Here is an 18,213-nt window from a genome sequence, read left to right as displayed (position 1 = left end):
ACCCGCACATCAAGCGCGACCTGGGTGTAGCGGTCGCGCTTGATGTGCGGGTCGTCCAGGCCGGTGAAGGCGATCTCCGTACCGTCGAGCTTGAGCCGGCCGCGCGTGTTGGAGAGGTTCAGCCAGCCCGCCTGGTCGAAGCCGTCGCGGAGGTCTTCCCAGGGGTTGTGGATGACGTGCGCGACGGGCGGGTTGCCGTTCAGGCCTGTCTTGCCCTGGGCCTTCTCGAGGAGATAGAGGGCCGGGTTGCGGAAGATGGGGCCGAAGTAGTCGTTCGATCCGAAGACGTACACACCGGGGAAGTCCATCAGCGGGCCCAGCGCGTCCAGGACCTCAGGGACCGCCTCGGGGTCCGAGAGGTTGTCGCCCGTGTTGACCACGAAGTCGGGGCGCAGCCCGGCGAGCGACTGCAGCCAGCGCTGCTTCTTGCGCTGGCCGCCGACCATATGGATGTCGGAGACCTGGAGGACGCGCAGCGGGCGGGCGCCCGGTGGCAGGACCGGGACCGTGAAACGGCGCAGGCGGTACGAACGTGCCTCGAAACCGGCGGCGTAGGCGAGGCCTGCAGCGCCGACAGCGGCGATTCCTGCGGTGACTTTGAGGGGGACTCCGTAGCGTGCGCGCATGGGCCCATCGTTGCAGACGGGCGGGGGGCGGGAAATCGGTGGGCGGCAGGCGGTCCTCACCTGCGACACTTGGCCCCATGACCACGCTTAAGGCCAGGCTGAAGGACGAACTCACCGAGTCGATCCGGTCGCGCGACGAGCTGCGCTCCTCGACGCTCCGGCTGACCCTCTCCGCGATCACCAATGAAGAGGTCTCGGGCAAGACCGCCCGCGAGCTCACCGACGACGAGGTCGTCAAGGTGATCGCCAAGGAGGCGAAGAAGCGCCGTGAGGCGGCCGAGGCCTTCGAGCAGGGCGGGCGCGCCGAGTCGGCCGCGCGGGAGAAGGCCGAGGGCGAGCTCCTCGCCGAGTACCTGCCCAAGCAGCTCTCCGACGACGAGCTGGGCGCGATCGTCGCAGCGGCCGTCGCGGAGGCGAAGGCGGCGGGCGCCGAGGGGCCCCGGGCGATGGGCGCGATCATGAAGATCGTGAACCCGAAGGTGGCCGGTCTCGCCGAGGGCGGCCGGGTCGCCGCCGAGGTGAAGAAGCGCCTCGCGGGCTGAGTCTCGCGGGCTGAGTTTCGCGGGCTGGGCCTCGCGGGCCGAGGAACAGAGCAAATGGAAGGGGCGCCCGGGTCGGTCCGACCCGGGCGCCCCTTCCGTGTACGTACGCAACTTCGGCGTCAGCCTCTGTTGCCGCCGTTGCCGTTCCCGCCGTTCCCGTTCCCGCCGTCGTTCCCGCCGATCGTGCTGCCGCCGATCGTCAGGCCCGGGATGGAGATGCCCGGGTCCGGAGTGTTGCCGTCGCCCGGCTTGTTGTCTCCGTCGCCCGGCTTGTTCTTGTCCTTGTCGTCCGGCTTGGTCTGGCCGCGCGGGACGTCGATGAAGTTGAACGACGGTGCGTCCGACCCCAGCGCACCCGTCATCGCGGTCCGCCAGATCGGCCCCGGCAGACAGCCACCGCAGACCTTGTCGTAGTACTGGTCGCCGATGGTGATGTCGGTCATCGAGATCTGCTTGGAGCCGTCGCTGCCGACCCACACCGCCGTGGACAGGTTGGGCGTGTACCCGACGAACCAGGCGTTCTTGCGCTCGTCCGTGGTACCCGTCTTGCCCGCGTTGTCACGGTCGCTGAGCCCGGCCTGTGCGCCGGTGCCGTCCTCGACCACGCCCTTGAGCATCTGGTTGACGGTGTCCGCGGTGTCGGTGCTCATCGCCTGGCTGCACTGCGACTGCGGTACGGCGATCGCCTTGCCGTCGCGGGCGGTCACGGCCTCTATGGCGACGGGGGAGCAGTACGTACCCCGGTTGGCGAAGGTCGCGTACACCGAGGCCATCGCCAGGGGCGTGGACTCCTGGCCGCCGAGCGTGGTGGACGGCGTGAACATCAGCGGCTTGTTGTTGCCGCGGATGTAACCGACCTTCTGCGCCATCGTGACCGTCTCGCAGAGCCCGGCCTTCTGCTCCAGCGTCGCGAAGTAGGTGTTGATGGACTTGCCGAGGGCGCTCGTCATGTCGAAGGCGCCCTTCTCGGTCTGCATCTCGTTCTGCACCGACCACGTACCGCCGTCGGCGGGCGCGTTGTCGCAGGTGCGGAAGCTCGATCCGGGCAGCCCGATCTTCCAGTCCGTGTCGAAGACCGTGTTCGGGCTGATGCCCTTCTCCAGCGCGGCCGCCGCGGTGATGGGCTTGAAGGTCGAGCCCACCTGGAAGCCGGCGAAGGTGCCGCCCATTTTGTTGTCGACGGAGAGGTTGAGCACCGTCTCGTGCCTGGACTGGTCGAGGCCGTACGGACGCGACTGGGCCATCGCGAGGATCTTGCCGGTGCCCGGCTGGACCTGCACGACGGCGTCCGCGATCTTGTCGTCCTTGTTGACCTTGGACGTGGCGGCGTCGTTCGACGCGGCCTGGTTCCTCGGGTCGAGCGTGGTCCTGATGGTCAGCCCGCCGGTCGCCCAGACCTTCTGCCGCTCCTCCTCGGTCTTGCCGAAGGCGGGGTCGGTCAGGAAGGTTTTGCGTACGTAGTCACAGAAGAAACCCGCACCCTGTATTGCCGTGATGCAGCCGCTGCGCGGCTTGGTGACCTTCAGCTTGATCGGGGTCGCCTGGGCCTGGGCGGCCTGGGCCCGCGTGATGTCGCCGACGTCGGCCATCCGCTTCAGCACCGTGTTGCGGCGGAGCGTGGCCTCCTCCTTGTCGTTCACCGGGTCGTACCGGCTGGGCGACTGGACGAGACCGGCGAGGAGCGCCGCCTGGGGGAGGGTGAGGTCCTTGGCGGAGGTGGAGAAGTACCGCTGGGCGGCCGACTCGACGCCGTACGCCTGCTCACCGAAGAAGGTGATGTTGAGGTAGTTCTCCAGGATCTTCTTCTTGCCGAGCTTCTCCTCGACCTGGATCGCGTACTTCAGCTCGCGGATCTTGCGGCCGAGGCTCTTCTGCTGGGCTTCGGCGACCTTGGTCGGGTCGTTGCCCGCTTCCTCGACGAAGACGTTCTTCACGTACTGCTGGGTCAGCGTCGACGCGCCCTGGGCGGCGCCGCCCTCCTGGGCGTTGCGGTTGACCGCGCGCAGCACGCCCTTGAGGTCGATCGCGCCGTGCTGGTAGAAGCGCGCGTCCTCGATCGCGACGATCGCCTTCTGCATGTACGGGGAGACCTTGGTCAGCGGGACCACTGTGCGGTCGCGCTCGTAGACCGTGGCGATCTGGCCGCCACGGGAGTCCAGGATCCTGGTGCGCTGACTCAGCGGCGGGGTCTGCAAATTGGACGGGATGTCGTCGAATCCCTTGACCGTGCCCTTGGCCGCGAGGCCCAGTGTGCCGAAGGCCGGCAGAGCGATGCCTGCCAGCACGGCCCCGGAGAGCGCGGCGACACCGAGGAATTTGGCGGCCTGCTGGGTCTGGGTCAGACCCCCGCCGGAGCGCTTCTTTGCCATGGGGGCAGCCTACGTTCTCATTCGCCGGACACACGTATATGCCTTGGCCTAAGCTGCACTCAACTGTCACAGCAGTGCGGTTTCGTATCAAGTCCCCCGACGTCACAGACGTCACAGAAGCGTGGTTCCGCTCGCCCCGAATCGAGTGGATGCGTGTCCGAATCTGCCCCATGCGTCATCCCGTGTCCCATGTAGTGCGACCCAACTGTGCCTATTGTCCGGGTTGGTTACGCATGTCCGCGGCTCACTCCGTCGGGTGATCTGCCGCTTACGCATAGTCCGTTCGGGCCATTCAAGATTGGGCCCGAAGGGGGTGTTGCGCTGTGCGCATCTTCCGTAGCGTCCTCAACTGGCAGCGGTGAATATGCCGCTGTCGCCGTGGGGGAGCCTCGATTCGGGAGAGGACGGCGCCGGCATGGGCTGGGTAACTGACTGGAGTGCGCAGGCTGCCTGCCGCACTACTGATCCGGATGAATTGTTCGTACAGGGTGCGGCGCAGAACAGGGCCAAGGCGGTGTGCACCGGCTGCCCGGTGCGGACCGAGTGCCTGGCGGATGCGCTGGACAACCGCGTCGAATTCGGCGTCTGGGGCGGAATGACCGAGCGGGAGCGCCGCGCACTGCTGCGCAGGCGTCCCACGGTCACCTCCTGGCGCCGGCTGCTCGAGACCGCGCGGACCGAATACGAGCGGGCTGCGGGCATCCTGCCTGCGGTCGTCGTGGACGACGAGGCGTTCGAGGAGACGTACGCCGCCGTGGGGTGAGCGTGCCGTGCGGTGCGGGGACGATCAGCTCAGGCCGACGGAGCACCACCGGTCGCGAGCCGGTCGCCGATGGCCCGAAGGCCTGTGAGGTCGTGCACGTCGCCGGGCAGGGCCGCGACTTCGGTCACTGCCACCTCGGGGTGGAGCGCGGAGAAGCGGTCGCGCGTTCGCTGTTCACGCGCGAGTACCTGCATCCGTTCGGCGTGCAGGCGCAGCAGGCCTGCGGTCAGTGTGGTCAACTCTTCGGCGCCCTCGGGGACTTGGCGGGCAGGTGTGTCTACGTCGAGGACGTCCGGGCCCTGCTCGCTGGGAGAGGCGGCGGTGGAGCCGGAGTCACGAGATCCAGCCTTCCCGCCCCCCTGATCCACAATGCGGCTCTCTTCAAGATTTTCCGCGGCGGCAAGCGCTCGCTCGGCCGACAGCCGGGCGGCGCCGCTGCCGTGGACCCTGTTGAGTACGAGACCGGCCAGCGGCATCCCCTCGGCGGCCAGCCGCTCGACGAAGTACGCGGCCTCGCGCAGGGCGTCCCGCTCCGGGGCGGCGACCACCAGGAAGGCGGTTCCCGGCGCCTGGAGGAGCTTGTACGTCGCGTCCGCGCGCGTACGGAAGCCGCCGAACATCGTGTCCATCGCGGTCACGAAGGTCTGTACATCGCGCAGGAACTGGCCCCCGAGAAGCTTCCCCAGCGTCCCCGTCATCATCGACATCCCGACGTTGAGGAACGCCATCCCGGCGCGCCCGCCGACCTTCGCCGGGGCCATCAGGAGACGGATGAACTTTCCGTCCAGGAACGAACCGAGCCGTTTCGGCGCGTCCAGGAAGTCCAGCGCCGAGCGCGACGGCGGCGTGTCGACGATGATCAGGTCCCACTCGTCCTGGGCGCGCAGCTGGCCCAGCTTCTCCATCGCCATGTACTCCTGCGTGCCCGCGAAGCCCGCCGAGAGCGACTGGTAGAAGGGGTTGCCCAGGATGGCGGCGGCCCGCTCGCCGTCCGCGTGCGCCTCGACGATCTCGTCGAAGGTCCGCTTCATGTCGAGCATCATGGCGTGCAGCTCACCGTCGCCGCTCTCGCTCTTGATGCCGTCGACGCGGCGCGGGACGTTGTCCAGCGAGTCGATGCCCATGGACTGGGCGAGGCGGCGGGCCGGGTCGATGGTGAGGACGACGGCCCTGCGGCCTCGCTCGGCGGCGCGTACCCCCAGGGCGGCCGCCGTCGTCGTCTTCCCCACTCCGCCGGAGCCGCAGCAGACGATGATGCGGGTCGCCGGGTCGTCGATCAGCGGATCGATGTCGAGCACGGGTGCCGGTGTCATGGTCATGTGGTGGTGTGCCTCCGCAGTTCCCTTGCCAGCCGGTAGAGCCCGCCCAGGTCCAACCCATCGACCAGCAGCGGGAGTTCGTACGTCGGCAGTCCCAGCTCTTCCAGTACGCCGCGCTGCTCGCGCTCCAGCTCCACCCGCTCGGCGTGCTCGGCGGCCTCCGCGAGAAGCGGTGAGACGAGCTTGGCCGAGCCGCTGACGCCGGCCCGGGTCAGCGCCTTGGCGACCTCCTTGCGGCGGTCGCCGGAGACGGAGCGGACCGCCTGCTCGTCCAGGAGCGTGGGCCGCACCATGTTCACGATGATGTTGCCGACGGGAAGCCTGGCCGCGCGCAGTTCGCGGATGCCGTCCGCGGTCTCCTGGACGGGCATCTCCTCCAGCAGCGTCACCAGATGCACCGCCGTCTCGGGGGACTTCAGTACGCGCATCACGGCCTGGGCCTGATTGTGTATCGGGCCTATCTTCGCCAGCCCGGCCACCTCGTCGTTGACGTTGAGGAAGCGGGTGATGCGGCCGGTGGGCGGTGCGTCCATGACCACGTGGTCGTAGGCGTACGAGCCGTGCTTGTCCTTGCGGCGGACAGCCTCGCAGGCCTTTCCGGTCAGCAGGACGTCACGTACCCCGGGGGCGATCGTCGTCGCGAAGTCGATCGCGCCGAGCTTCTTCAGGGCGCGGCCCGCACCTCCCAGTTTGTAGAACATCTGGAGGTAGTCGAGGAGGGCGCGTTCGGCGTCTATCGCCAGGGCGTACACCTCCCCGCCGCCCGGTGCGACGGCGATCTTCCGTTCCTCGTAAGGGAAAGCCTCCGTCTCGAAGAGCTGCGCGATGCCCTGTCTGCCCTCGACCTCGACGAGGAGCGTGCGCTTGCCCTCGGTCGCGAGGGCGAGCGCGAGGGCTGCGGCGACCGTGGTCTTTCCGGTGCCGCCCTTGCCGCTGACCACCTGGAGCCTGCTCACGTCTTCGAGCCTAACCAGTCGGCCCCGGTACTACGCCCGGGGCTGTCAGTGACAGCGACTACAGTCGGCACATGAGCAAGAAGTGGGAGTACGCGACGGTGCCGCTGCTGGTGCACGCGACGAAGCAGATTCTGGACACCTGGGGCGAGGACGGCTGGGAGCTGGTGCAGGTCGTGCCCGGGCCGAACAACCCCGAGCAGTTGGTGGCGTACCTCAAGCGGGAGAAGACCGCGTGAGCGGCGCCGTCGAGGCGCGTCTGGCCGAGCTCGGTCTGACGCTGCCGCAGGTCGTGCCGCCGCTGGCCGCGTACCAGCCGGCCGTGCAGTCCGGTGTGTACGTGTACACGGCGGGCCAGCTGCCGATGGTGGAGGGCGAGCTTCCGCTGACCGGGAAGGTCGGCGCCGAAGTCACCGCCGAGGAGGCCAAGGAGCTCGCGCGGACGTGCGCGCTCAACGCGCTCGCCGCGGTGAAGTCCGTCGTGGGCGACCTGGACCGGATCGCCCGGGTCGTGAAGGTCACAGGCTTCGTCGCCTCGGCCGCCGACTTCACCGGACAGCCGGGTGTGCTGAACGGCGCGAGCGAGCTGCTCGGCGAGGTCCTCGGCGACAAGGGCGTGCACGCCCGCAGCGCCGTGGGTGTCGCGGTGCTGCCGCTGGACGCGCCGGTCGAGGTCGAGATCCAGGTCGAACTGGTTCAGGCCTAGAGCCTTCTGGGTCTGGGCCTGGGTCTGGGCCTGGGTCTGGAGCCTGCTGGCTCTGGGTCTGGGTCTGGAGCCTGCTGGGTCTGGAGCCTGTACGGCACACGGGTTAGCCTCCGGCCATGTCTCCTGCCAAGGCGAATGGCCAGTGGTACCCGCCGGAGTGGCCCGACCGCATCCGCGCGATGGCGAGCGGTGAGCTCACCGCCGTCACGCCGCGCCGGGCCGCCACGGTCATGCTGCTCCGCGACACGCCGTCCGGACCCGTCGTCCATATGCTGCGCAGACGCGCCTCCATGGCTTTCGCCGGAGGCGCGTACGCGTATCCGGGCGGCGGTGTGGACCCGCGCGACGACGACCGCCCCGTCGGCTGGGCAGGACCCGCACGGGACGCCTGGGCGGCGCGCCTGGGCGTCGACGCGGCCTCGGCACAGGCGATCGTCTGCGCGGCGGTGCGGGAGACGTACGAGGAAGCCGGTGTGCTCCTCGCGGGTCCCACCCCCGAGACGGTGGTCGGCGATGTCTCGGGTGAGGACTGGGAGGCCGACCGCGCGGCCCTGATCGCCCACGACATCTCCTTCGCGGACTTCCTGGACCGGCGGAAGCTCGTGCTGCGCTCCGATCTGCTCGGGGCGTGGGCGCGCTGGATCACCCCGGAGTTCGAGCCGAAGCGGTACGACACCTGGTTCTTCGTGGCCGCGCTCCCGCCCGGCCAGCGCACCGTCGACACCTCCACGGAGGCGGACCGTACGGTGTGGACGCGGCCCGCGGACGCCGCGGAGGGCTACGACAAGGGGGAGTTGCTGATGATGCCGCCGACGGTGGCCACCCTGCGCGCACTCCAGCCGTACGGGACGGCAGCGGACGCCCTGGCAGCCGCGGGGGAGCAGAACATGACCCCGGTCCTGGCCAGAGCGAGCTTCGAGGACGGCCGACTGGTCCTGTCCTGGCCCGGCCACGAGGAATTCACGAAACGCCTGGGCCCCACCACCCCCGACGGAGCTCCCGAATGACAGACGCCGCAGCACGTTTCTTTCGTGCGCCTCTCGCACTGCTTCGCAGGCTTCGGGACGCTGTGCCGGACTCCGTCCGGCGGCCCGGGTCGCCCACTGAGCGGAAGGGCGCCTCCGCATGACCTATGCCGCAGCACGTTTCTTTCGTGCGCCCCTCGCACTGATTCGCAGGCTTCGGGACGCTGTGCCGGACTCCGTCCGCCGGCCCGGGTCGCCCACCGAGCGGAAGGGCGCCTCCGCATGACCTATGCCGCAGCCCTTCCGGGCCAGCCCCGCGGAGGAGTCCTCTCCGGTCAGGCCACCCCCCGTACCGTCAACGTCCTCGCGCCCAACGCCTCCGCGATGACCCTCGACGGCACGAACACCTGGATCATTTCCGAGCCGGACTCCGACCTCGCGGTCGTCGTCGACCCCGGCCCACTCGACGACATCCACCTCAAGGCCGTCATCACGGCCGCCGAGCGCGCCGGCAAGCGCGTCGCGCTGACCCTCCTCACCCACGGCCACCCCGACCACGCGGAGGGCGCGGCCCGCTTCGCCGCCCTCACCCGCACCGCAGTCCGCGCCCTCGACCCCGCCCTGCGCCTGGGCGACGAGGGCCTTGAGGCGGGCGACGTCGTCACGACCGGCGGACTCGAACTCCGCGTCGTCCCCACCCCCGGCCACACCTCGGACTCGCTCTGCTTCCATCTCCCCGCCGACCGGGCGGTGCTGACGGGCGACACGATCCTCGGCCGCGGTACGACGATGGTCGCGCACCCCGACGGCCGTCTCGGCGACTACCTCGACTCCCTGCGCCGGCTGCGCTCCCTGGCCGTCGACGACGGGGTGCACACGGTGCTGCCCGGCCACGGCCCCGTACTCGAAGACGCCCAGGGGGCCGTGGAGTTCTACCTCGCGCACCGCGCGCACCGCCTGGCGCAGGTCGAGACGGCCGCCGAGAAGGGCTTCACGACGCCCTCGCAGGTCGTGGCGGAGGTCTACGCCGACGTGGACCGCTCGCTGTGGCCCGCGGCGGAGCTCTCCGTACGGGCACAGCTGGAGTACCTGCGCGAGCACGGGCTGATCTGACCCGGTCCGCGACAACGACGAGGGGCCCCGCCACCGGCGGGGCCCCTCGTACGCGACAGACAGCGAGCGTCAGCGCGAGCGCTTCGCCAGCCGCTCCACGTCCAGCAGGATCACCGCACGCGCCTCCAGGCGCAGCCAGCCGCGGCCCGCGAAGTCCGCGAGGGCCTTGTTGACCGTCTCGCGGGACGCGCCGACCAGCTGGGCCAGCTCTTCCTGGGTCAGGTCGTGGACGACGTGGATGCCCTCCTCGGACTGCACGCCGAAGCGGCGCGACAGGTCGAGGAGTGCGCGGGCGACACGGCCCGGCACGTCGGAGAAGACCAGGTCGGACATCTGGTCGTTGGTCTTACGGAGGCGGCGTGCGACCGCGCGCAGCAGGGCCGTGGCCACCTCGGGGCGGACGTTCAGCCAGGGCTGGAGGTCGCCGTGGCCGAGGCCCAGGAGCTTGACCTCGGTGAGCGCGCTCGCCGTGGCGGTACGCGGGCCCGGGTCGAAGAGCGACAGCTCACCGATCAGCTCGCCGGGGCCCAGTACGGCCAGCATGTTCTCGCGGCCGTCGGGGGAGGTGCGGTGCAGCTTCACCTTGCCCTCGGTCACTACGTACAGCCGGTCGCCGGGGTCGCCCTCGTGGAAGAGGGCGTCGCCGCGTGCGAGCGTCACCTCACTCATCGAGGCGCGCAGCTCAGCGGCCTGCTCGTCATCGAGCGCCGCGAAGAGCGGGGCGCGCCGCAGAACGTCGTCCACGAGTTCTCTCCTTGTCGACCTGCTCAGGGGTGCGTGACCCCCATCATGCCGGACGGGTATATCAGTGTGATCGATCACAAGTCTGACGTACTGGGACCCCTGGTCGTGCGGCAGGGGGCCGATTGGGGTGGTGATCGGCTGTGACCGGGGCAGATGTCAGTGCCTGGCTCTAGGCTGGCCAGGTGTCCAAAACGCCGGTGAGAGCACAGGGCAAGGGGGCTGAACGGGTGTCAGCGAAGCGCGATTCCGCTGTGGGCGAACAACCCGCCACCCGCCCCCCGAGTGCCGCAAGAACGACAAAAAAGCCACAGCCCGAGTCGCGGGTGGCGCTGGTCCGCCGAGCCCGCAGGATCAATCGCGAGCTCGCCGAGGTGTATCCGTACGCCCATCCCGAGCTCGACTTCGAGAACCCGTTCGAGCTTCTGGTCGCCACGGTCCTCTCCGCCCAGACCACGGACCTGAGGGTCAACCAGACGACCCCCGCGCTCTTCGCGAAGTACCCCACGCCCGAGGACATGGCGGTGGCGGTCCCCGAGGAGCTGGAGGAGATCCTCCGGCCCACGGGCTTCTTCCGGGCCAAGGCCAAGTCCGTCCTGGGCCTCTCCGCGGCCCTGAGGGACAACTTCGGCGGCGAGGTCCCCTCGCGCCTGGAGGATCTGGTCACGCTCCCCGGGGTCGGCCGCAAGACGGCCAATGTCGTCCTCGGCAATGTCTTCGGGGTCCCCGGCATCACGGTGGACACGCACTTCGGCCGGCTGGTCCGCCGCTGGAAGTGGACGGACGAGGAGGACCCGGTCAAGGTCGAGGCGGTGGTCGCCGAGCTGTTCCCGCCCAAGGACTGGACGATGCTCTCGCACCGCGTCGTCTTCCACGGCCGCCGTATCTGCCACTCCCGTAAACCGGCCTGCGGCGCCTGCCCGATCGCCCCGCTCTGCCCGTCGTACGGCGAGGGCGAGACGGACCCGGAAAAGGCGCAGAAGCTCCTCAAGTACGAAAAGGGCGGCCATCCGGGCCAGCGCCTCAAGCCCCCGCCGGACTACCCGGGCAAGCCCGCGTCCCCGCTGGGCGCACAGGGCGCCGGATGACGGGGCCGTCGATCGCGGCCCTTGGTGGAACGAGTGGAACGATCAGACCCATCGCAGGCGTTGTGAGAGACGGGGGTGCCCATGACGCGCGCACATGAGACGTACGACGGCCGACTCGACAGGATCACCGTCACGGCAGAGGGCCTGCCCGGCTGGCTGGACCCGGTCGTCAGGGCCGCCGAGACCGTACGGCCGGAGCAGCTCAGCCGTTTCCTGCCCCCGGAGAGCGGCCTCGGCCGTCAGTCCGCGGTGCTGATCCTCTTCGGGGAGGGCCCCGAGGGTCCCGAACTGCTTCTGATGGAGCGCTCCAGCAGCCTCCGCTCCCATGCGGGCCAGCCCTCCTTCCCGGGCGGCTCCCTGGACCCCGCGGACGGCGACCCCCTGACGACGGGTCCGCTCCGCGCGGCCCTGCGCGAGGCCGAGGAGGAGACCGGGCTCGACCCCGACGGTGTCCAGATCTTCGGCGTCCTGCCCCGCCTGTACATCCCCGTGAGTGCCTTCGTGGTGACCCCCGTGCTCGGCTGGTGGCGCGCGCCGACGCCTGTCCGTGCCGTCGACCAGGCGGAGACCGCCCGGGTCTTCACCGTCCCCGTGGCCGATCTCACGGACCCGGCCAACCGCGCGACCGCGGTCCACCCGAGCGGCCATCACGGCCCCGCGTTCCTCGTGGAGTCCGCACTGGTCTGGGGTTTCACCGCAGGGGTCATCGACCGGATCCTGCATTTCGCGGGCTGGGAGCGCCCATGGGACCGCAGCAAGCAGGTCCCGCTGGACTGGCGCGCGTGACAGGCTGGCCTCCGGCTGCATCGCCTGGGGGGCAGCCCTCGGACTCCCGGCCGGAAGCCCCGTTTCCTGAGAGCGGCGACGAATTGCGAGGATGAGTCGGTGAACGTTCTGGACATCCTCCTGATATTGGCCGCCGTGTGGTTCGCGATCGTGGGCTACCGCCAGGGATTCGTCGTCGGCATCCTGTCGGTGATCGGCTTCCTCGGCGGCGGTCTGATCGCGGTCTATCTGCTGCCCATCATCTGGGACCAGCTCACGGAGAAGTCCGATGTGTCCACCGCGGCCACCGTTGTCGCGGTCGTCGTCGTGATCGTCTGCGCGTCGGTCGGCCAGGCGTTCACCACGCACCTCGGCAACAAGCTCCGGCGCTACATCACCTGGTCGCCCGCCCGGGCCCTGGACGCCACCGGTGGCGCCCTCGTCAACGTCCTCGCGATGCTCCTGGTCGCCTGGCTGATCGGCTCGGCCCTCGCGGGCACCACCCTGCCGACGCTCGGCAAGGAGGTCCGCAGCTCCAAGGTGCTGCTCGGCGTGTCCCGCGCGATGCCCCCGCAGGCCTCCACCTGGTTCTCGGACTTCTCCTCCGTCCTCGCCCAGAACGGCTTCCCGCAGGTCTTCTCGCCCTTCGCGAACGAACCGATCACCGAGGTCAAGGCCCCCGACCCGGCCCTCGCCAACAGCGCCGTCGCCGCCCGCGCGAGGAAGTCCGTCGTCAAGGTCGTCGGTACGGCGCAGAGCTGTGGCAAGGTCCTCGAAGGCTCCGGCTTCGTCTTCGGCGACCGGCGCGTGATGACCAACGCGCATGTCGTCGGCGGCGTCAGCGAGCCCACTGTGCAGATAGGCGGCACGGGGAGGCTGTACGACGCCAAGGTCGTCCTCTACGACTGGGCCCGAGACATCGCCGTCCTGGACGTCCCCGATCTGCGTGCCCCCGTCCTGCAGTTCGCGGACACCGACCACGACGCCCACAGCGGCGACAGCGCGATTGTCGCCGGCTTCCCGGAGAACGGCGCCTACGACGTCCGCTCGGCCCGCGTCCGCGGCCGGATCAACGCCAGCGGCCCGGACATCTACCACCGCGGCACGGTCCGCCGCGACATCTACTCCCTCTTCACCACCGTCCGCCAGGGCAACTCCGGCGGCCCGCTCCTCACCCCCGACGGCAAGGTGTACGGCGTGGTCTTCGCCAAGTCCCTGGACGACGCCCACACCGGGTACGCCCTGACCGCCGACGAGATCCGCGAGGACATCGCCAAGGGCCGCACGGCCGGAAAGCAGGTCGACACGGAGGGATGCGCACTGTGAGGCTGGCGATTCTGGGCGGCGGAGGCTTTCGCGTACCGCTGGTGTACGGGGCCCTGCTGCGCGACCGGGCCCCCGGCCGCGTCACCCACGTAACGCTGCACGACCTGGATCCGGCGCGGCTGACCGCGATCGCGCGGGTGCTGCGGGACCAGGCGGGGGAGACTCCCGACGCCCCCGAGGTCACCGTCACCACCGACCTCGACGAGGCCCTGCGCGGCGCCGACTTCGTCTTCTCCGCGATCCGCGTCGGCGGTCTCGCGGGCCGCGCAGCCGACGAGCGCATCGCCCTGGCCGAGGGGGTCCTGGGCCAGGAGACGGTGGGTGCGGGCGGCATCGCGTACGGGCTGCGTACCGTCCCCGTCGCCGCGGACATCGCGCGCCGGGTGGCCCGCCTCGCCCCCGACGCCTGGGTCATCAACTTCACCAACCCGGCCGGCCTGGTCACCGAGGCCATGGCCGCCCACCTCGGCGAGCGCGTCATCGGCATCTGCGACTCGCCCGTCGGACTGGGCCGCCGCGTCGCCCGCACGCTCGGTGCCGATCCCGATCTGGCCCGCCCGGACTATGTCGGCCTCAACCACCTGGGCTGGCTGCGCGGTCTGTACGTAGGCGAACAGGATGTCCTGCCGCGCCTCTTCGAGGACGAGAAGCTGCTGACCTCCTTCGAGGAGGGCAAGCTCTTCGGCGCGGACTGGCTGCGCTCGATCCGCTCCGTCCCCAACGAGTATCTGCACTACTACTACTTCAACCGCGAGACGGTCGCCGCGTACCAGCAGGCCGAGCAGACCCGCGGCGCCTTCCTCCACACCCAACAGGCGCGTTTCTACGAGGAGATGGCCTCGGGCCCGCAGGACACCGGGGGCACGGGGGACGCCTGGGGCGCCTGGGGCGCGTGGGACCGCACCCGCGCCGAGCGCGAGGCCACGTACATGGCGGAGAACCGCGAGGCGTCAGGCGCGGGCGAACGGGCAGCCGACGACCTGGAGTCGGGCGGGTACGAGAACGTGGCGCTCGCGCTGATGCGGGCCATCGCGCGGAACGAGACGGCCACGCTCATCCTGAACGTGCCCAACCGTTCGACCCTCGCCGTGCTCGACGAGACAGCCGTCATCGAAGTCCCGTGCCGGATCGACGCGAACGGCCCGCGCCCGCTCCCCGTATCGCAGCTGACGGGCCACGAGGCCGGTCTGGTAACGGCAGTCAAGGCCGTTGAACGCTGCGTACTGGAAGCGGCGGAGAGCGGATCGGCGCGGGCGGCGGCGAAGGCTTTCGCCCTCCACCCGCTGGTCGATTCCGTGAACGTGGCAGGGAGGCTGCTCGACGGCTACCGGGGTGTGCACCCGGGCCTCGACTACCTCACCAAGCCGTGAACAGGCGCTGATCCTCAGGTGCGTTGATGGCGCAGTCGCGCCGACATCCAGCGGGCCCTGCGCCGGAGGATCAACGGAATTCCGAGGCGGGGATCGTGGCCCTGATCGTGCGGGCCACCCCCCTCGTGGGTGCTCAGGCCTGTGGCCGAGCGGCGGTTGCGTGCTGCATCACCGTAGTCGTGCGTCCAGCCCATACACCGACGTCTGCCCGTGCCCCAAGGTCGGTAATCACCTCACCGGCAGTCAATTGGCCTATGCGCCGGGCATTTGGCTGTTCGCAGGACAGGTGTTCCCCTGGGCCTGCCGGTCAGGCTCGGTGTCCTTCAGCCAGTTCACCAGCTCAGCGGTGAATGCCGCCGGGTCCTCCTCGTGCGGGCTGTGTTTTCCCGGGGGGCAACCCCCGGACCCCCGGCAGGGACGCTTACCGGTCCGGTTCCGGGTCTCGCAGCCAATTGACCAGTTCCGTTGTGAACGCGGCGGGATCCTCCTCGTGCGGGAAATGGCCCAGCCCGTCGAACAGCCGCCACCGGTACGGTGCTTCGACGTATTCGCCGGACCCTGCCGCGCTCCGCGTCCGCATCACCGGATCCAGCGATCCGTGCAGATGCAGCGTCGGTACCCGTACCGGCCGCTTCATACGCCGGTTGAACTGGATGCCGTCCGGCCGCGCCAGCGAGCGCACCATCCAGCGGTAGGGCTCTATCGAGCAGTGCGCCGTCGAGGGGATGGACATCGCACGCCGGTACATCTCCACGGCGTCCTCATCGGGAGGCGTCGGCCCCGACCACTCCCGCATCAGCCGTCCCACCAACGCCGAGTCGTCCGCGACGAGTTGACGCTCGGGCAGCCACGGACGCTGGAAACCCCAGACGTAACTGCCCGACCGCGACTGCGAGAAGTCCGAGAGCATCGCCGAGCGCCACCGCCGGGGATGCGGCATCGAGGAGACCGCGAGCCTGCGCACCAGCTTGGGCCGCATCACGGCGGCCGTCCACGCGAGATAGCCGCCCAGGTCGTGCCCGACGAGCGCCGCGTCCGGCTCGCCGAGGGAGCGGATCACCCCGGTGATGTCGAGGGCGAGGTTGGCGGGATCGTAACCGCGCGGCGTACGGTCGCTGCCGCCCACCCCGCGCAAGTCCATGGCGACCGCCCGGAATCCGGCGTCGGCGAGCGCCGGCAGCTGGTGCCGCCAGGTCCACCAGAACTGTGGGAAGCCGTGCAGCAGGAGCACCAGCGGGCCGTCACCGGCCTCGGCGATATGGAAGCGCGCACCGTTGGCGGCGACATCACGGTGGGTCCAGGGTCCGTCGGGGCGTACGACGGATCCCGATGCTGCGGAGGCGGTCATGCAGACGAGCGTGCCACAGCCGACGACCCGCCGTTTACCGCTGCCTCGATGGCCGCCTGGTCCAGCGCCTTGTCCAGTGCGGGCACGGCGGGACGCGGGTGCGGCTTGACGCCGCCCAGTACGGCCGTCGTCTCCTTCACCGAGGCGGCGACCTTCTGCGGGCCCTTGCCCTTCTTGGCCTTCTTCACGAAGACCAGACCGATCAGTGCGAGCAGCACGGCCACCAGTACGTTCGCGGCGAAGGACAGCACGAAGCAGATCGCCATGTTCCAGTGCGACCAGGTACGGATGCCGTACGCGAGGGCGAAGCTCAGCATCGGCAGCGAGAAGATCAGCACCGCTCCGGCCGCCGCGAACGCCCCGCCGCCGACCGCCCCGCGCTTGACGTCCTGCCGCAGCTGGGCCTTGGCCAGGGCGATCTCGTCGTGTACGAGCGCGGACATCTCGGCCGTCGCCGATGCGACCAGCTGCCCGAGGCTGCGGTCGGTGGTGCCGGCGGTGCTGCCAGGCTCGCTCATAGCTGACTCTCCCTCATCTACGTCTCCAGGTCCGATGTCAGATCATGCCGGACGCTCGCCCTTGTCGCCCGCCGCCCCCGCCACTTCGGCGAGACGCCGGTGTTCGGCCGCCTTCCCCTCATAGATCGCGGCCATGCGCAGGTGGTACTCGGGCTTGTCCTGCTCGTAGATGTCGGGGATGCCGTCGTGGTCGTCGTCCCGCTCCTCGTCCTCGCAGAGCGCGCGGTACTTGCGGTTGCGCGCCTTGAGGAGGGCCGCGGCGACGACGGCCGCGATCAGCGACCCCACCAGGACCGATGCCTTCACCTCGTCGGTCATCGTCTCGTCGCCCGCGAACGCGAGTTCGCCGATGAGGAGCGAGACCGTGAAGCCGATCCCGGCGAGCGAGGCGACGGCGAAGACGTCGGGCCAGGCCAGGTCCTCGTTGAGTTCGGCCCGGGTGAAGCGGGCGGTGAGCCAGGTGCCGCCGAAGATGCCGACGGCCTTGCCGACGACCAGACCGAGGACCACACCGAGGGTCTCGGGCTTGCTGAACACATCCCCGAGCACCCCGCCGCCGATGACCACCCCGGCGGAGAACAGCGCGAAGAGGGGCACCGCGAGTCCGGCGGAGAGCGGCCGCACCAGGTGTTCGATGTGCTCGCCGGGGGAGTGGTGCTCCCCCTCGCGCTTGCTGCAGCGGAGCATCAGGCCCATGGCGACGCCGGCGATGGTGGAGTGGACGCCGCTGTTGTACATCAGCCCCCAGATCACCAGGGCCAGGGGGACGTACACGTACCAGCCGCGCACGCCCTTGCGCAGCAGCAGCCAGAAGACGGCGAGGCCGACGACGGCGCCGCCGAGCGCCGCGAAGTTGATGTCGCTGGTGAAGAAGACCGCGATGATCAGGATCGCGAAGAGGTCGTCGACGACGGCGAGGGTGAGCAGGAAGGCGCGGAGCGCGGACGGCAGGGAGGTCCCGATGACCGCGAGTACGGCGAGCGCGAAGGCGATGTCGGTGGCCGTGGGCACGGCCCAGCCGTCCATGGCGCCGCCGCCGACCATGTTGACGACGACGTATACGAGTGCGGGCGCAGCCATACCGCAGATCGCGGCGATGACGGGCAGCACGGCGGCCTTGGGATCGCGCAGCTCACCGGCGACCAGCTCGCGCTTGAGCTCGATGCCGGCCACGAAGAAGAAGACAGCGAGGAGACCGTCGGCCGCCCAGTGCTGGATGGAGAGATCGAGTCCGAGGGAGGCGGGGCCGAGGTGGAAGCCCCGTACGTCCTCGTAACTGCCGCCCCAGACGTTCGCCCAGATGACGGCGGCGACGGCGGCGACCAGCAGGAGAACACCACCGACGGTCTCGGCGCGGAGCGCGTCCGCGACGTACGTCCGTTCGGGGAGGGACAGCCGTCCGAGGACCTTGCGGCCGTTGTTGTCGCTGGGCGTGGGCACGGTCATCGGGGTCGTCCTCCGGTCGTTCGGACAGCACAGAACACATGCCGACCAGACTTCCCGGCGCACCTTTGTCGCGATGTTGACGCGGTGACGACCCTACCGGGTGCGCGAAGGGGTGGTCCGGTGATCATCACCATACGTAAAGTTCACCACCCCGGCCTGCGGACCAACGCAAGCCCGCACGGCAAATCAAGCCCGAGGGGCGCAATCAAGCCCGAGGGGCAATATCAAGCCCGTCCGGCGATTGAGGACAAAAGG

At 69.8% G+C, this 18,213-nt stretch carries 19 protein-coding genes; 10 read left to right on the top strand and 9 right to left on the bottom strand.

Annotated features, from left to right (window positions below; genetic code table 11):
• A partial coding sequence (locus tag J0695_RS11670; RefSeq protein ID WP_206961854.1) for a metallophosphoesterase occupies positions 1-626 on the bottom strand: 626 nt, incomplete at its 3' end.
• Positions 627-703: 77 nt separating this feature from the next.
• On the opposite strand from J0695_RS11670, the gene J0695_RS11665 reads away from it, so the two are divergent.
• Positions 704-1,168, top strand: a complete 465-nt coding sequence (locus tag J0695_RS11665; RefSeq protein WP_206961853.1) for a GatB/YqeY domain-containing protein — start codon at positions 704-706, stop codon at positions 1,166-1,168.
• Positions 1,169-1,287: 119 nt separating this feature from the next.
• Here J0695_RS11665 and J0695_RS11660 read toward each other — a convergent pair whose 3' ends face one another.
• Positions 1,288-3,537: a transglycosylase domain-containing protein gene (locus tag J0695_RS11660; protein WP_206961852.1), complete on the bottom strand. Its 2,250-nt coding sequence runs from the start codon at positions 3,535-3,537 to the stop codon at positions 1,288-1,290.
• 415 nt (positions 3,538-3,952) lie between these two features.
• On the opposite strand from J0695_RS11660, the gene J0695_RS11655 reads away from it, so the two are divergent.
• Positions 3,953-4,300, top strand: coding sequence for a WhiB family transcriptional regulator (locus J0695_RS11655; protein WP_206961851.1), 348 nt, complete (start codon positions 3,953-3,955; stop codon positions 4,298-4,300).
• 29 nt (positions 4,301-4,329) lie between these two features.
• Here the strand turns inward: J0695_RS11655 and bagB are convergent, their stop codons facing one another.
• Both bagB and bagA read right to left on the bottom strand, forming a co-directional pair.
• Entirely contained in the window at positions 4,330-5,613 is a 1,284-nt protein-coding gene (bagB, locus tag J0695_RS11650) for an ATPase BagB (RefSeq protein ID WP_372445749.1), read from the bottom strand.
• 2 nt (positions 5,614-5,615) lie between these two features.
• Positions 5,616-6,575, bottom strand: coding sequence for an ATPase BagA (gene bagA, locus J0695_RS11645; RefSeq protein WP_206961849.1), 960 nt, complete (start codon positions 6,573-6,575; stop codon positions 5,616-5,618).
• A gap of 71 nt (positions 6,576-6,646) precedes the next feature.
• Here bagA and sp36 point away from each other — a divergent pair, with 71 nt between their 5' ends.
• The 4 genes from sp36 (at position 6,647) to J0695_RS11625 (ending at position 9,356) form a co-directional block, all read left to right on the top strand.
• Positions 6,647-6,811, top strand: a complete 165-nt coding sequence (sp36, locus tag J0695_RS11640; protein ID WP_206961848.1) for a Sp36 family protein — start codon at positions 6,647-6,649, stop codon at positions 6,809-6,811.
• Positions 6,808-7,278 (top strand): RidA family protein, encoded by a 471-nt coding sequence (locus J0695_RS11635; protein WP_206961847.1) that lies wholly within the window; start codon positions 6,808-6,810, stop codon positions 7,276-7,278. Before sp36 ends, J0695_RS11635 begins: the two co-directional genes overlap by 4 nt.
• Before the next feature lie 116 nt (positions 7,279-7,394).
• Positions 7,395-8,285: an NUDIX hydrolase gene (locus tag J0695_RS11630; protein ID WP_206961846.1), complete on the top strand. Its 891-nt coding sequence runs from the start codon at positions 7,395-7,397 to the stop codon at positions 8,283-8,285.
• Positions 8,286-8,525: 240 nt separating this feature from the next.
• Positions 8,526-9,356, top strand: coding sequence for an MBL fold metallo-hydrolase (locus tag J0695_RS11625; RefSeq protein WP_206961845.1), 831 nt, complete (start codon positions 8,526-8,528; stop codon positions 9,354-9,356).
• Between the two features lie 69 nt (positions 9,357-9,425).
• Here J0695_RS11625 and J0695_RS11620 read toward each other — a convergent pair whose 3' ends face one another.
• Positions 9,426-10,100, bottom strand: coding sequence for a Crp/Fnr family transcriptional regulator (locus tag J0695_RS11620; protein WP_164258843.1), 675 nt, complete (start codon positions 10,098-10,100; stop codon positions 9,426-9,428).
• 251 nt (positions 10,101-10,351) lie between these two features.
• Here J0695_RS11620 and nth point away from each other — a divergent pair, with 251 nt between their 5' ends.
• From nth to J0695_RS11600, 4 genes are all read left to right on the top strand, one after another.
• The gene (gene nth, locus J0695_RS11615) at positions 10,352-11,185 is read left to right on the top strand and encodes an endonuclease III (protein WP_307798562.1); all 834 of its coding nucleotides are present in this window, start codon (positions 10,352-10,354) and stop codon (positions 11,183-11,185) included.
• Positions 11,186-11,266: 81 nt separating this feature from the next.
• Entirely contained in the window at positions 11,267-11,971 is a 705-nt protein-coding gene (locus J0695_RS11610) for an NUDIX hydrolase (RefSeq protein ID WP_206961844.1), read from the top strand.
• A gap of 99 nt (positions 11,972-12,070) precedes the next feature.
• Entirely contained in the window at positions 12,071-13,276 is a 1,206-nt protein-coding gene (locus J0695_RS11605; RefSeq protein WP_206961843.1) for a MarP family serine protease, read from the top strand.
• On the top strand, positions 13,273-14,646 hold the full coding sequence (locus J0695_RS11600; protein ID WP_206961855.1) for a 6-phospho-beta-glucosidase: 1,374 nt from the start codon (positions 13,273-13,275) through the stop codon (positions 14,644-14,646). The genes J0695_RS11605 and J0695_RS11600 overlap by 4 nt, the downstream gene beginning before the upstream one ends.
• 14 nt (positions 14,647-14,660) lie before the next feature.
• Here the strand turns inward: J0695_RS11600 and J0695_RS43810 are convergent, their stop codons facing one another.
• From J0695_RS43810 to nhaA, 4 genes are all read right to left on the bottom strand, one after another.
• Positions 14,661-14,840: a hypothetical protein gene (locus J0695_RS43810; protein ID WP_242552523.1), complete on the bottom strand. Its 180-nt coding sequence runs from the start codon at positions 14,838-14,840 to the stop codon at positions 14,661-14,663.
• A gap of 227 nt (positions 14,841-15,067) precedes the next feature.
• The gene (locus J0695_RS11595; RefSeq protein ID WP_206961842.1) at positions 15,068-15,994 is read right to left on the bottom strand and encodes an alpha/beta fold hydrolase; all 927 of its coding nucleotides are present in this window, start codon (positions 15,992-15,994) and stop codon (positions 15,068-15,070) included.
• Positions 15,991-16,512 (bottom strand): phage holin family protein, encoded by a 522-nt coding sequence (locus J0695_RS11590; protein WP_206961841.1) that lies wholly within the window; start codon positions 16,510-16,512, stop codon positions 15,991-15,993. The genes J0695_RS11595 and J0695_RS11590 overlap by 4 nt, the downstream gene beginning before the upstream one ends.
• Positions 16,513-16,554: 42 nt before the next feature.
• Positions 16,555-17,958: a Na+/H+ antiporter NhaA gene (nhaA, locus tag J0695_RS11585; protein ID WP_206961840.1), complete on the bottom strand. Its 1,404-nt coding sequence runs from the start codon at positions 17,956-17,958 to the stop codon at positions 16,555-16,557.
• Positions 17,959-18,213: the final 255 nt, after the last annotated feature.

Origin of the sequence: Streptomyces beijiangensis (assembly GCF_017315755.1) — a bacterium.
Classification (GTDB): domain Bacteria; phylum Actinomycetota; class Actinomycetes; order Streptomycetales; family Streptomycetaceae; genus Streptomyces; species Streptomyces beijiangensis.
This window is presented reverse-complemented; position numbering and strand designations above follow the sequence as displayed.

What these genes read in the sequence shown, in the direction of transcription:
- J0695_RS11665 (WP_206961853.1), top strand. Translation starts at nt 704, where the DNA reads ATGACCACGCTTAAGGCCAGGCTGAAGGACGAACTCACCGAGTCGATC.
- J0695_RS11660 (WP_206961852.1), bottom strand. Translation starts at nt 3,537, where the DNA reads ATGGCAAAGAAGCGCTCCGGCGGGGGTCTGACCCAGACCCAGCAGGCC.
- J0695_RS11655 (WP_206961851.1), top strand. Translation starts at nt 3,953, where the DNA reads ATGGGCTGGGTAACTGACTGGAGTGCGCAGGCTGCCTGCCGCACTACT.
- bagB (WP_372445749.1), bottom strand. Translation starts at nt 5,613, where the DNA reads ATGACACCGGCACCCGTGCTCGACATCGATCCGCTGATCGACGACCCG.
- sp36 (WP_206961848.1), top strand. Translation starts at nt 6,647, where the DNA reads ATGAGCAAGAAGTGGGAGTACGCGACGGTGCCGCTGCTGGTGCACGCG.
- J0695_RS11630 (WP_206961846.1), top strand. Translation starts at nt 7,395, where the DNA reads ATGTCTCCTGCCAAGGCGAATGGCCAGTGGTACCCGCCGGAGTGGCCC.
- J0695_RS11625 (WP_206961845.1), top strand. Translation starts at nt 8,526, where the DNA reads ATGACCTATGCCGCAGCCCTTCCGGGCCAGCCCCGCGGAGGAGTCCTC.
- J0695_RS11610 (WP_206961844.1), top strand. Translation starts at nt 11,267, where the DNA reads ATGACGCGCGCACATGAGACGTACGACGGCCGACTCGACAGGATCACC.
- J0695_RS43810 (WP_242552523.1), bottom strand. Translation starts at nt 14,840, where the DNA reads ATGGGCTGGACGCACGACTACGGTGATGCAGCACGCAACCGCCGCTCG.
- J0695_RS11595 (WP_206961842.1), bottom strand. Translation starts at nt 15,994, where the DNA reads ATGACCGCCTCCGCAGCATCGGGATCCGTCGTACGCCCCGACGGACCC.
- J0695_RS11590 (WP_206961841.1), bottom strand. Translation starts at nt 16,512, where the DNA reads ATGAGCGAGCCTGGCAGCACCGCCGGCACCACCGACCGCAGCCTCGGG.
- nhaA (WP_206961840.1), bottom strand. Translation starts at nt 17,958, where the DNA reads ATGACCGTGCCCACGCCCAGCGACAACAACGGCCGCAAGGTCCTCGGA.